15 protein-coding genes, 1 tRNA gene and 1 pseudogene are annotated in these 12601 nt (G+C 60.9%); 7 read left to right on the plus strand and 10 right to left on the minus strand.

The window, feature by feature from the left end:
* Positions 1 to 75: pseudogene (locus C1A35_RS36160) on the plus strand (elongation factor Tu); the annotation flags it as partial.
* Positions 76 to 90: 15 nt separating this feature from the next.
* On the opposite strand, the gene C1A35_RS32815 reads toward C1A35_RS36160, so the two are convergent.
* On the minus strand, positions 91 to 627 hold the full coding sequence (locus tag C1A35_RS32815) for a GrpB family protein (protein WP_104668429.1): 537 nt from the start codon (positions 625 to 627) through the stop codon (positions 91 to 93).
* Positions 628 to 881: 254 nt separating this feature from the next.
* Here C1A35_RS32815 and C1A35_RS32820 point away from each other — a divergent pair.
* Positions 882 to 957 (plus strand) — tRNA-Trp (locus C1A35_RS32820).
* A 221-nt stretch (positions 958 to 1178) separates the two neighbouring features.
* Here the strand turns inward: C1A35_RS32820 and C1A35_RS32825 are convergent.
* Entirely contained in the window at positions 1179 to 1412 is a 234-nt protein-coding gene (locus C1A35_RS32825; RefSeq protein ID WP_065376971.1) for a helix-turn-helix transcriptional regulator, read from the minus strand.
* Positions 1413 to 1763: 351 nt separating this feature from the next.
* Positions 1764 to 2180 carry a hypothetical protein gene (locus C1A35_RS36165; RefSeq protein ID WP_158665227.1) on the minus strand — a complete coding sequence of 139 codons (417 nt, stop codon included), beginning with the start codon at positions 2178 to 2180 and terminating at the stop codon, positions 1764 to 1766.
* A 577-nt stretch (positions 2181 to 2757) separates the two neighbouring features.
* On the opposite strand from C1A35_RS36165, the gene C1A35_RS32830 reads away from it, so the two are divergent.
* Complete coding sequence (locus C1A35_RS32830) at positions 2758 to 4617, plus strand: AAA family ATPase (protein WP_104668430.1); 1860 nt, start codon at positions 2758 to 2760, stop codon at positions 4615 to 4617.
* A gap of 86 nt (positions 4618 to 4703) precedes the next feature.
* Positions 4704 to 5330, plus strand: coding sequence for a nucleotidyltransferase domain-containing protein (locus C1A35_RS32835; RefSeq protein WP_104668470.1), 627 nt, complete (start codon positions 4704 to 4706; stop codon positions 5328 to 5330).
* Positions 5331 to 5623: 293 nt separating this feature from the next.
* On the opposite strand, the gene C1A35_RS32840 is transcribed toward C1A35_RS32835, so the two are convergent.
* On the minus strand, positions 5624 to 6040 hold the full coding sequence (locus C1A35_RS32840; RefSeq protein ID WP_234823105.1) for a RidA family protein: 417 nt from the start codon (positions 6038 to 6040) through the stop codon (positions 5624 to 5626).
* 178 nt (positions 6041 to 6218) lie between these two features.
* On the opposite strand from C1A35_RS32840, the gene C1A35_RS32845 reads away from it, so the two are divergent.
* Both C1A35_RS32845 and C1A35_RS32850 read left to right on the plus strand, forming a co-directional pair.
* The gene (locus C1A35_RS32845) at positions 6219 to 6995 is read left to right on the plus strand and encodes a ceramidase domain-containing protein (RefSeq protein WP_104668432.1); all 777 of its coding nucleotides are present in this window, start codon (positions 6219 to 6221) and stop codon (positions 6993 to 6995) included.
* Positions 6996 to 7144: 149 nt separating this feature from the next.
* A complete protein-coding gene (locus C1A35_RS32850; protein ID WP_065376968.1) occupies positions 7145 to 7504 on the plus strand; it encodes a hypothetical protein in 360 nt (119 codons plus the stop codon).
* Positions 7505 to 7606: 102 nt separating this feature from the next.
* Here C1A35_RS32850 and C1A35_RS32855 read toward each other — a convergent pair whose 3' ends face one another.
* From C1A35_RS32855 to C1A35_RS32880, 6 genes are all read right to left on the minus strand, one after another.
* Entirely contained in the window at positions 7607 to 7891 is a 285-nt protein-coding gene (locus tag C1A35_RS32855) for a copper-binding protein (protein ID WP_104668433.1), read from the minus strand.
* Between the two features lie 24 nt (positions 7892 to 7915).
* Entirely contained in the window at positions 7916 to 8395 is a 480-nt protein-coding gene (locus C1A35_RS32860; RefSeq protein ID WP_104668471.1) for a cupredoxin domain-containing protein, read from the minus strand.
* Positions 8396 to 8434: 39 nt separating this feature from the next.
* Positions 8435 to 9784, minus strand: a complete 1350-nt coding sequence (locus C1A35_RS32865; protein ID WP_104668434.1) for a multicopper oxidase family protein — start codon at positions 9782 to 9784, stop codon at positions 8435 to 8437.
* 14 nt (positions 9785 to 9798) lie between these two features.
* Positions 9799 to 11262, minus strand: coding sequence for a TolC family protein (locus tag C1A35_RS32870; RefSeq protein ID WP_104668435.1), 1464 nt, complete (start codon positions 11260 to 11262; stop codon positions 9799 to 9801).
* The gene (locus tag C1A35_RS36895; RefSeq protein ID WP_104668472.1) at positions 11259 to 11486 is read right to left on the minus strand and encodes a hypothetical protein; all 228 of its coding nucleotides are present in this window, start codon (positions 11484 to 11486) and stop codon (positions 11259 to 11261) included. The genes C1A35_RS32870 and C1A35_RS36895 overlap by 4 nt, the downstream gene beginning before the upstream one ends.
* Positions 11487 to 11574: 88 nt before the next feature.
* Positions 11575 to 11979, minus strand: a complete 405-nt coding sequence (locus tag C1A35_RS32880; protein WP_104668436.1) for a hypothetical protein — start codon at positions 11977 to 11979, stop codon at positions 11575 to 11577.
* A gap of 168 nt (positions 11980 to 12147) precedes the next feature.
* Here C1A35_RS32880 and C1A35_RS32885 point away from each other — a divergent pair, with 168 nt between their 5' ends.
* The gene (locus C1A35_RS32885; RefSeq protein ID WP_104668473.1) at positions 12148 to 12600 is read left to right on the plus strand and encodes a YqaA family protein; all 453 of its coding nucleotides are present in this window, start codon (positions 12148 to 12150) and stop codon (positions 12598 to 12600) included.
* Position 12601 lies beyond the last annotated feature (1 nt).

Consider the following 12601-nt stretch of genomic DNA (forward strand, 5'->3'; position numbering starts at 1 on the left):
GAAAAGCTGCGCTTCGCGATCCGCGAAGGCGGCCGTACCGTCGGCGCAGGCATCGTTGCCTCGATCGTCGAGTAATCTGCCGACTTGAAGTCAGCAGGAAGGCCCCGCCGGCGACGGCGGGGCCTTTTTTGTTGGGGAGGATGCCAGCACGGCTTCGATGAAGGCGCGCTTGCCGCCGGTGTAAAACTCCCAGTCGCTGCCGGCTTCCGCGGCGAGCCGTCTCTTCAACGCCTCATAGTGCGCGGCGGCGTCCGGTCTTTCCCGCAGTCGATCCCGGAAGAGCAGGCGGGCCGCATGGGCGGCGTTGCCTTCTCCGCAGAGATAGAGCCGCGTGCCATAGGGGAGCGTCGCCGCCGTGAACGTCCAGAGGCCGCTTGCGTACGGGTCGCCGTGAAAGGTGTAGCCGGCTTTGCTGAGGCGAGACGTGAGCTCAGGCAGCGCCCCTTCGTCCGACATCACCGCATCGATATCGATCTTCGGCTTTGCGGCCAGTCCGGCTATCGCCGTGCTCCCGATGTGGTGGATCTCGCGGACGAAAGGCGAGAGCAGGGCGGTGATGGAAAGCGCCCGCGCCTCAAAGAGCGACGGCCAGAGAGGATCATATTCGACCAGCGTGATGCGCGACATGCGAATCGATTCCGGTGACGAGGGCTTCTGGCAGGATAGCGAATACCCGCAGCGCCGCGACCATTTCTGAGTGGCGAGGCAATGACTTGCCTTTCTTTGTGGGGCACTCCGGCCGGCAGGGTAGGGGATAGATGCAATTGAATGCGGATTTTTTCGGATCCGCGTTGAAAGGTGCTTGTCATCCTCCGGCAAACTGAATATGAAGCCGCTGACTTGAGGCGGCGACACGTTGTTGAACGGGCACGCAGCCGAATAGGGGTATAGCTCAGTTGGTAGAGCGGCGGTCTCCAAAACCGCAGGTCGGGGGTTCGAGCCCCTCTGCCCCTGCCATTCTTTCCAAGCATTTAGTTGTGATTTTTTCTGTGCCTCGGTGGTTGCTGGACGGCCTGGGCAGCGCTCTGGGCAGCGGGACGTCATTTCGACGGTCGTAGAGGGCCGTGCAAAGCGGTTGCCGGCTTTTAGGTAGGAGGAGCCTGGGCTGGCTGGTCGCGCCATCTGATGGCATCCTGCGGCCCCGTAAATTCGATCAAAACCGAGAAGTGCCCCTGTTGTCACGACGGAACCTCCGGCGGCATTTCGGGAACCCACGCGAGGCCGAGGAGTTTCGCGCGGATCCAACTGTGAACATGCGGACGATACCAGAGCGACTTCCGCCGCGTGAATTTCACCGGCGGGGGAAAGATCTTCTCCTCCACGTACCGCGACAGCGATGATCTCGAAAGGGTCGTCAGCTCGCTCACTTGGCGGCGAGTATAGAATCCCGGCGCATCTTCAAATGTAGCCATGTTGATCTCCAAACAATAAAACAATTACTTCCGAACGCGGTGGATAGCATCCCGATCGATGTTTGTTGCTGTAGATGGTTTTCTACTATAGCAGGATCTCGACAAATATCAACTGGGAGATAAAACTTTATAAGAGTAAAGAAATACTAAGAATTGTCAACAATTATACGTGGCGGTGCGGAAAAATGCCGATAATAGGCGAATCCTTGCTTGCGCAGTTCTATGAATGGCGCTCGACGCGCGGGTCCTATCGACGTTCGCTCCTTCCATTTGATCGCTCCGGCTTAACCAGCAAAGACGGGTATCGCCAACGTCAAAGATGTTGACAATTAAGCTAATGTGACATAATGATCATGTGGTGAGCAAAAAGAGTTGAAATAGAAAGTAAATGTCCATGGCAGGTTTGCGGCAATCGCCGCTGCGCGCTCGATTGGCGTCGCTCGAGTCCTTGTGGTCGATGCCGCCGAGGACGTGACGCGAATCCTTTGTGACTATGGCGGATGCATCCGATCGCGCTTCGCAGGTCGGGTGGGCACGAGCAATCCCTATGTGGCCATCGGGACTTGTGAATCCTTCCACATCGATGCCGCCGTGAGGGGGATGGCCGGACCAAGCGGAGGCCTTCGAGCTCGATTCCGCAATGGCAATTCGACGCATCGCTGCGAGGGCCACTTCACGAATCTTAAAGGAAGAACGATGAAACACTGTTTGCGGGGGGCGGTCCGTTCCAATCTCCTCAAAGATACGGCGCAGTTCATCATATGGCACGCCCTTCGCAGGGCGGCCCGCACCGCTGTACAGTTTCGGGAAAAAGCCATTCGCATCCTGATTTGTATCGCTGACGAGTCCTGGTTCGGACGCCCAAAGTCCTCCAGCGGCTATCCTGCTGACTCGGTGCCGGGGGAGAAAACTCTACGACGACCGATGGCGAGGAACGCCAAACCGAAACAGATCGACGACGTGGGACTTCCGCCGCCGGAGCATCGTTCGATCTGCCGCCGGGCCGATCCGTTCACCGCGATATTCAAATGTTTCGGTTACATCGCCTCGCGCCGCGGCGCGGTCGTCTTGGTGAGCGAGCCCGAAACGGCCACGGATGGCACTCGATCGCGAGCTGACCAGACCCATTGCCGAAAGCAATGTCAGTGGGCTCCTTCTCGACCTCAATACGCATGCACTCCATCAGCCGGACGCAGGCACACTTTCGGTGTCCAACGGATGCACCATGGATCCAATGGAGGCGTAAACGTGCCAGACTCAGTCCAACGTATCGGTGCTTGTTCTTGTGAGCGCCGAGGCGGCAGTTCATTTATCGGTAGTTCGATCGCGATGACGGGCGCGTGAAATGGAGCACCGCATCGATGAGACGACATTCTCCAAGCTACGCACGACTCCCGCGAAGTTCATGATGTACTGCGCGCTTAGGCGCGCCCTTCGGACAACGGACCAGTTTCGGAAGAACGAAAGGGGCATAATTGTCGGCATTGTCGACGAGGCGTGGATCTGGCATTGCAAGTCGGCGGCGCTGCTGCTGCTTACCGAAAACCGCGACGCCTATTCGTACGACGATTTTCGCCGGGCTGTACACGTGCTGGGACTGAAGTCGAAGAAGGCGAGAGTCAACGAGGTCGACGATGTCGCGATCATCCATCCCGACCATCAAGTGATCTACCTTGCGCCGTCGCTCGATCTCGTCCCGCGCGCACTGAGGCTCGCGGCGGACGTAATTGTTGACATCAAACCACCTTCTGCTCGTCATGTCTTGGCGGCGCGCAGGATCGGCGGCGTCGACGATTTGGACCTGTCGCTCGCAGAGCAAATTGTGCTTCAGCCGGCGGACATCGTCGTCGGTCTAGCCGCTAGACGCTCATTGACCGCGTTGGACCAATCCTTGCTGCAGGAGCCGGTGGGCGCTCGATCCCGGACCCCGACCCTCTCGGAGTTGCCGGGCTATAACGCTGCACGCCCTTGGGTGGCGAGCCTGAAGCAGGATGTCGCCGACTGGCGAAAGGACGTCATAAGCTGGACCGAGGTCGACAAAGGAATCCTCTTGGCCGGCCCTCCGGGAACGGGGAAGACCCTGTTCGCCACGGCGCTGGCGAACGAGCTTGGGTTCGACCTCATCGCGACGAGTGTGGGGGATTGGCAAGGCTCACGTAGCGGGCACCTAGGAACAACGTTGTCGGCGATGTCCAAGTCATTCGCCGACGCTGCTTCGCGCCACGGGGCGGTACTCTTCATCGACGAACTCGATGCCATCGGCGATCGGGCTCGCATGAGGGACGACCATATCTACTACGAGGGCAACGTCATCGGGCGATTGCTCGAGCTCATCACGCACCTTTTCGAGCAACCGGGTGCGATCCTCGTCGGCGCCACCAATCACCCGCTCCTCATCGACCCGGCGATCCTGAGGTCGGGCCGGCTTGAAGAGCACATTTATCTCGATCTGCCAGACGAAGTGGAGAGAGCGGAAATCCTTTCTTACCACCTTGGAAAGAGCTTATCGGCTCTTGAACTCCGCCCTCTGACCGACAAGCTGCGTATGGCGACGCCGGCAGATCTGGACAAGCTCGCCCGCCGAGCGAAGCGTGCCGCCCGGTCACGCGGAGGCGTCATCAATCTCAAGGACGTGGAAGCCGTGCTTCCCGCAAAAGTGCTGCTTCCGGAAGAGGTCGTTCACCGTATCTGCGTCCATGAATGTGGACATGCGCTCGTAGCGATGGCGTCGGGTCACGCCGACGTCATCAGCATTCGGGTGGAGTCTCATATGGTCGCGGGGGAGACCGTCCAGGACGGCGGCCGAATGCACTATCAGATGCGGGACCCCGCACTCCCCACGGAGAAGCAGCTCCTTGCTAAGATGCGGATCATGCTGGCTGGCCTCGCGGCGGAGGAGGTCGTCTTCGGTGAGAGATCCATCGGCGCTGGGGGCGTCCAAGGGAGTGATCTCGACCAGGCGACGAGGCTCGCCTATCGGCTCGCTGGCAGTTACGGACTGGGCAAATCGCTCCGGTTCCAGGTCGACGCCAGTCGGGTGGACCAATCCTTCGCTCCAACGCCGGAACTGCGCACGGAGGTCGACGGGATCCTTGCGAGAGAATTTCGCGCGACAAAGGAGTTGCTTGCAAAGGAGAAGGGTCGCCTCATGCGCATGTCTGCCGAGTTGGTGGTCGATCGGGAAACGCGCATCGAGCGTGGTTAGATTTTTTCATGGGTGCGCGACAACGTGTGCTCAGGTACCAAGGCAACCGCCCAATACAAAGGGCAAGTTATGCGAAGGCGACGACAGTGGCTCGTTCGGAACGAGAGAGCGCGATCCGGTATCCCCTGACCTGGATGCTTGGCGTCGACTCGAATTTGAGAGTTCTGCGAACGCTGGTGCGGCATGGAGGTGTACTTGCGGCATCAGATATCGTCCGCATGAGCCGACTATCACGGGAAAGCGTGCGGCTCGGACTTCTCGCCCTTGGGGCCTTGGGGATCGTTGACTCGTTGGGGTCGATAAATGCGCGGGTGCATCGTCTCAACGAGTTACATTATCTTGCACCGGTGTTGACAATGGTCTTCAAAGCCGAGGCAGAGCGGTTCGAGGCGATCTTGAGCGCTGTGTGTCAAAGTGCCATCGACAAGCCTGTTCTCAGCCTTTTCCTCTATGGCAGCGCGGCCCGCGGTGACGACATGGCGGACAGTGATCTGGACATCGGACTCGTCGCAAGACCGGGGGATCTTGCAGACGTAGTGGAAGGTTTGAGGGACGCAGTCAGAGGGCCGGCGGAGTACCTAAGCTTTCGACCGAGCGTTGTTGGGCTCGACATCGAAGACTTCCGGCGCCTCACCAACAACAGCGATCCTTGGTTGGAGAACGTAAAGCGCGAGGCAATCGTGCTTTTAGGACGCCGCCTCGAAGAGCTCTAGTCGGATTCAGTTTTCGGCCGGCCCCACATTTCATTGGCATCATTGGCGAGCGAAAATGAGTTTAGTGACTTGGTACTCCGGCAGCCCTCGTTCCCCCTTCGTACAGACCGGTGTCTCCGGTAGACCGAAGTCCGCCTTGTTGATGTCTGCCATTTCGACCTCCAATTCCTCGCGGCAAGCGGGCAGCGCGTTTCATCGAGTGCTTCGTACGCTTCGAACCTTTACGCTAGAGCGAACGGTCCAACGCGTCGTTGGCAGGAGAGTGGCGTCGTCCAGCACGGGCCATGTGGCGCTCAGCGCGCCGCAACCGCTTGCACCTTGATGCGACCGCCAAATGGAAGCATGGCCGCCTGATATATGGTCCGGGCCGGCCTCCGTCCTTCAGCGAAGAGTTCCGCGTAAAGGCGGTTCACGTCCGCTACATCGGCCAGATTGATGAAGGCCAAATCGACATAGACGATATCCGTGGCGCTGAAGCCAGCAGCTTCAGCAATTCGAAAGACATGTGCAAACGCCCGTTTGGCCTCTTCGACCGTGCTGCCGGGGATATAGACGCCATTCTCGCCGACTGACAGTTGGCCGCTGATCCAGCATTGGTTGCCGACAACGACGGCATTGCTGATGGGGGACGGCGACGGCGGAACGCCCTCAACCTCTACGATGTACCGCCTTCTCATGTCGCTCCCCCTTAAAAGATGTCCTCGCTCCACCAACGGTCGCCACCGTGGTTTCTGAGAAACAGATCGCGTGACTGTGCACGTTCCAACGCTGGCAAGGTCAAGCCGCTCAGCCTGGAGCAGTATAAGCATGGACTTGATTAGAACGTATTGACCTTCCTATCGTGGGAAGGTGCATCCTCCTTCAAGTTGATTGGAAGAGGTATGCAGAATGAGACTGATCACGATTGTAGGCGCCGCACTGGCGGCAGAAGCAAGCCTCGCTACGAGCGCGTTCGCAATGGGGTCTAGCCCAGGTGGGGATTGGTGGACACCATTGGACCATTACTGCGAACGCTTGGGGCCGGGCTTCTGGGCGGAGCCGTTCAACGCGCTCACCAACCTTGGCTTCCTCATGGCCGCGGCCGCCATATTCGTCCGCCAGCGCCGAGTGGGACGAACGGACAAGCAGCTCCTTGTCCTTGCACTACTGACGGCATCGGTCGGCATCGGCTCGTTCCTGTTCCACACGATGGCCAACCGATGGTCGCTGATCGCGGACATCGTGCCCATAGCGGTGGTCATATACTCGTTCTTCTTCGTGGCGTTGACGCGGCTTCTGCGCCTTAGCGCCACCGTCGCCGGACTTCTGACCGCGACGCTGTTGGTGCTTTCGCCCGTGCTCGAAACTCTTGCGAAGCCTCTGCTCGGAGGTTCGGCGACTTATGCTCCGGGATTGATCGCCACTTTCGGCGTGGCGGTCGCGGTACCGCTTGCAGGTCGGGGTTCGATGCCGCGGCTGCTGGTGGCGGCAGGCACGATTTTCTCCGCTGCGTTGGTCTTCCGGATCCTCGATGCGCCGCTCTGCGGATCCTGGAGCGTAGGCACGCACTTCATCTGGCATCTGCTGAACGCCGTCGCTCTTGGACTAGCGCTCCTGTCAATCGAACAACTTTCACCAGGAGGCCGTGCAGTCTCGTTGTCGAACCCGGTGCGGACTCAGTCCTGAGGCTACTGCTGCCAGCCCGCGCTGGAGTCGAGCGCTGGTACACCGGGCGCAGGTGAACATGAAGCGCCCTGCGCTCCGCGCATTTCACTCCTCCTGCATCCGGTCCTCGTGGTATAGTCCATGCATCCCAGAAACCACGGGAGGGGTGAATGCGTACTTTTGTTTCAGCCCTTGTAAGCGGCCTTACGTTGGCAACGCCTGCCGCCGCTACCGAGCCTTTTCACACAGCGAGCTTCCCCGACCACACCATCGTCAGCCTGAGCCTCGTCGGGAACCAGACGGCGGCAAGCATCGAGTATGACTACGACGTCTACATTTCGCTTTCGACCGTGAGCACGGACGGATACGGGTCCTACAGCGATCCAAGCAGGCACAAGGCGTCGGTTCGCTGCCATGCGCCCGAAGCGGTCGCGGTGAGAGGGGTCAGTTATCCCATTCCAACGTCGACTGGGGGCGCCGACTGGAAGGACGATCTCTGGCGGGCTGTGTGCATCGTTCCGGTGTCGTAGCAGTGGTCCCGCCATCGGGGAGCAGCGCCGCGACATGACTGCGCTCTACAGGCTAAGCCATGTCGCGGGCGGGGACCGGGCCTAGCGGCCGCGGACTTCGGCTTACTTGACCTCTGTCACCGTCAGCTTGCCGTCGACCCGCTCGGCGACGAATTCAACGCTCGCGCCTTCCTTGAGCTTCTCCATCACAGCGTCGTCCTTTACGCGGAAGACCATGGTCATCGCCGGCATGTCGAGGTTCTTCAGCTCCTCGTGGATGAGTGTGACCTTCTTGGCCTTGGCATCGACCTTCTTGACGGTTCCCTTGGTGAACTCGGCCGCCAGCGCCCCGCAGGCAGTGCCGAGGGCGAGGACCGAAGCGAGAGTGAGTTTGATCAACGTTTTCATGTAAACTTACCTTTCCGAATTCGATTACTTTCCGGCGACCGTAACGTCGCCATGCATGCCGGCATCGTAGTGGCCCGGTACGAGGCAGGCGATCTTGAAGGTGCCGTCGTTGGTGAACTTCCAGATGATCTCGCCCGACTCTCCGGCGGCGAGCCGGATGGCGTTCGGGTCATCGTGTTCCATCTCTGGAAACTTCTCCATCGCCGCCTTGTGCTCGATGATCTTGTCTTCCTGGTCGAGCACGAACTCGTGGTCGAGTTCGCCGGCGTTCTTGATCGCGAAGACAATGGTCTGGCCCTTGCGAACCTTGAAGGTCGACGGCGTGAAGATCATCTTGCCGTCGTCCGTCTCCTTCATGGTGACACGGATCGTCTGGGTGGCGTTTGCCTTCTTGCCCGGCTCGCCGACCGCCATGGCTTCGCCGTGGCCGCCTGCGTGGTTGCCGGAGGCGAGCGCCGGGGAGGCGAGCGCGGCGACGAGGATTCCGAAGATCGCAGCTTTCATTGTCAGGTCCTTTGGTTGATTGAACATGGGCATGCGGGATCAGCCGTGATTTCCATGCTTCGGCGTGATCTGGGTTTTCGCGTCATTGGCCTTGGTCGCGTCGGGGAGTTCGCCCGTCCACTCCCAGGCCTGTGTTCCCGGCGGGTTTTCGTACCAGCCGGGGTCGCTGTAATCGCCGGCTGAGATGCCTTCGCGCACCTTGACGACCGAGAACATGCCGCCCATTTCGATCGGGCCGTGTGGTCCCCAGCCGGTCATCATCGGCACGGTGTTTTCGGGGATCTCCATTTCCATCTCGCCCATGTCGGCCATGCCTTTGGTTCCCATCGGCATGTACTCGGGACGGATCTTCTTGATCTTGTCGGCCACCTTCTTCTTGTCCACGCCGATGAAGGTCGGGATGTCGTGTCCCATGGCGTTCATCGTGTGGTGCGACTTGTGGCAGTGGATCGCCCAGTCGCCGACGTACTTGGCGTCGAACTCGTAGGCCCGCATTGCACCGACGGGGATGTCGATCGAGACCTCGGGCCAGCGGGCCTCCGGACGCACCCAGCCGCCATCGGTGCAGGTGACCTCGAAGTCGTAACCGTGCATGTGGATCGGGTGGTTGGTCATCGTCAGGTTGCCGACCCGCACCCGAACGCGGTCGTTCTTGGAAACGACCAGCGGGCTGATGTCCGGAAACACGCGGCTGTTCCAGCACCACATGTTGAAGTCGGTCATCTCCATGATGCGCGGCACATAGGAGCCGGGATCGATGTCGTAGGCGTTGAGCAGGAACACAAAGTCGCGGTCGACCGGCATGAACTTCGGGTCCTTCGGGTGGATTACGAAGAAGCCCATCATGCCCATCGCCATCTGCACCATCTCGTCGGAATGCGGGTGGTACATGAAGGTGCCGGACTTCACGAGGTCGAACTCGTAGACGAAGGTCTTGCCGACGGGGATGTGCGGCTGCGACAGTCCGCCGACGCCGTCCATGCCCGACGGCAGGATCATGCCGTGCCAATGGATGGTCGTGTGTTCCGGCAGCTTGTTGGTGACGAAGATCCGCACGCGGTCCCCTTCGACCGCCTCGATCGTCGGGCCGGGCGACTGGCCGTTGTAGCCCCAGAGATAGGCGGTCATGCCGTCGGCCATCTCGCGTTCGACCGGTTCGGCGACGAGGTGGAATTCCTTGACGCCGTTGTTCATGCGGTGCGGCAATGTCCAGCCGTTGAGGGTGACGACCGGATTGTAGTCGGGACCGGATGTCGGTCTGACCGGGGTCTGGGTCTCGGCCGTTTCCATCACCGCAGCCTCGGGCAGGCCCATGTTGGAGGTCTTCGCCCAGGCGGCGGTCGACACCAGTGCGGCGCTCGCGCCGAGCAATTGTCTTCTGTTGAACATAGCCTGTTCCTTTCTCAGTGCGCGCCGCCGGCGCTTTCGGCAGCCGCCGCGACTTCGGTTTCACCCGAGGCCGCTCCTGCGCCGCCGCCGTAGATCGCCGGGGCGAGGTTGGCCTCGGCCAGCCAGAAGTCGCGCTTCGCATTGACCGCGAGGAGGATGGAATTGACCTTCTCACGGCTGTCAGCGAGCAGTTCGAATGTGTTGGTGATCATGCCGTTGTAGGTGAGAAGGGACTCCTCCTCGATCTTGGTGCGCAGCGGGACGACGCTGTTCCTGTAGTGCCGGGCGATATCGTAGTTGGAGCGGTAGGCCTGGTAGGCGGAGCGCGCCTCGGAGCGAACGTTGACGGCCTTCTCCGCCAGCAGGTTCGCGGACCGGATGTAGGCGAGTTCCGCCTTGCGCATCCGGGCCTTGCCGCTGTCAAAGATCGGAATCACGAACTCAAGCTCCATGATCCCGGTCGTCTCGGTCTGGACGTCGCCATCTTCCCTTTCCCGCTCCGTCTCAAAGCCGGTCAGGAGTTCGAGGTCCGTGACGTAGCGGGTGGCTTCGGTCAGTTTGTAGGATTTCGCCGTTGCGTCGAGGTCCAGCTTGGCCATCTGCAAGTCGACGCGGCGCTGCAAGGCTTCCGCCTCGATGAGGTCGCGCTTCATCACGGCCTTCGGCAGGGCGGGCAGGCGGTTCGGCACCTGGTAGTCGACATCCGACCCCCAGAGCCCCATCAGCCGCGTCAGCTCCTCCTTGGCGAGCCGAGCCTCCAGCCGGGCCTTCGCCGATTGCCCGACCAACTCCGCGTAGAAGACGTGTTCGCGGGCCTGCGAGCCCTTCGTCATCGCGCCTGTCTCGCCAAGTTTCTGGGCAAGCTCGGACGCGGCATCGGAGGCCGCCTGAGCCTGATTGAGCTGTGCGACGGTCTCCCACGCGGCAACAGCGTTGATCCAGGCGCGGCGGGTGTCCGCGGCGAGCTGAAGGCTCCGCAAAGCCGCGTTCAACTGTGCCTGGCGGAACCGAGTGTCGGCGATGGCGATATCCCGGTCGCGGGTGGCGAGCGCCAGGATGTTCGATGTGATCGCTCCCTCGATTGACCTGAATGCTTCGATGCCAGGCGCGCCAACGCCGTTGAAGCCGACGGAGACCGTTGGGTTGACGAACATCGTCGACTGCCACGCGTCGGCGGCCGAATCTCCGAGGTCGGCATAGGCGGCCTGCAGGCCCTTGTTGTTCAAGAGCGCGACCTGGACCGCCGTGTCCACGTCAAGGGTCCTCTTGGCGATGAGCGTCCTGACGCGGTCGGAGACGACACGTGCCTGCTGCTGGTTCTGGACCCAGACGGTCTGTTTGCCCGTCGCTTCGGAGGTCCTGGCTTCGACCGAAGGGAAACCCGCGTCCTTGGCCGCATACTCGGTGGCTGACACGCAGCCTCCGACGACCAGCGGCAGGGCGAGCGTCGCAGCCAGCTTCAACGTGCGTGGGGTCATGACGCGTCTCCTTCTGGAGCCTGCGCGTCATTCTGGTTGCGCCATGGCTTGGGATCGACCGGAGCGCGGTGGGTGTAGCCCGAAACCGGGCTCGTATATCTGAGGGGGCGGACTTCAGCCGGCGATGCCGCGAGGTCGCCCGATGCAATGACGTCGGGAGGCAGTGTGGCTGCGCATCCGCTTGCGATAAGCGGCAAGGCGGCCACCAGATATAGGGGTTTCATGATCGTGTCCGAACAGGAGATGGCATCGGCGCTGCGAGGCATGACGCTCGCAACGCGCGGTGAGACCCGTAGAACGGGTGCGGCCTGTTCAGATATTCGGAGGGCGGTGGAGCGACGGGAACTCGCCCATGACATGGGCGTCATCGATGAATTCCCGGATGATGGCCAGACGCTCGCCGCCGACGGGAACGCTGCTGGCTACGATGGCCATGCTGGCACAAAAGCTGCCGCAGCATTCCTGCTTGGCGATTTTCAGCGTAGCGTCATCAGGCGAGGACGCGTGGTCACCGTCCGAATGGTGGCCCGCCGCCGCTTCGTGGTGGTCATCCACCTGGCCATGGTGATCGTGGGACTGCAAGACCTCCGACCCGGACCATGACGCGTGCATGGCAGCCGACGCGGTCGGCAGGGAGTATCCCGCCAGTGACACGATGATCACCAAGCGGAGCAGAACCAGCATCTTTGAAAATGTGATTCGATACATCTTGCCCATGTCGGAGGACTAGCAGCAGCCCGGAAGTTGTCAATTGTCAGGTCCTATCCTTGATGCGATTCGCGTCTATTATGTGGCACTGAAGTACGTTGCCGCCTTTCGAGCAGACGGAGACACGGTTGCATGGCCCGCGGCGCGCCGCTTGTCCCGCCCTCCGAGCGAGCTTGCATGGCTAGCCTGACCGCGTATCTCGGATTGTTTCTCGTCGCGTTCGGCGCCGCGACGGTGCTGCCTTTTCAATCAGAGCCCCTGCTTGTCGGCATGCTCGTGTCTGGGCAATTCTCGACGGTGTGGCTCCTCGTCGTCGCAAGCATCGGCAACGTGCTGGGGGCGGTTCTGAACGGGGTGCTCGGGCGATTCATCGACCGGTTTCACGACCGGTCCTGGTTCCCGGTGAAGGTCTCCTCGCTGGAAAGAACCGCCCTATTGTACCGGCGCTACGGGCGGTGGTCACTGCTGCTCTCCTGGATGCCGCTCTTCGGAGACGCGCTCACCGTGCTCGCTGGAGTTTTCCGCGAGCCCTGGTGGTCCTTTCTTCTGCTGGTCGCTGTCGGAAAGACGGCGCGATATCTAGTGCTGGCCGCAGCAACGCTCGGCACACAGGCGGCGCTCGGGAATTGAT

The sequence above is a fragment of the Ensifer adhaerens genome, assembly GCF_002940685.1.
GTDB lineage: Bacteria > Pseudomonadota > Alphaproteobacteria > Rhizobiales > Rhizobiaceae > Ensifer > Ensifer adhaerens_E.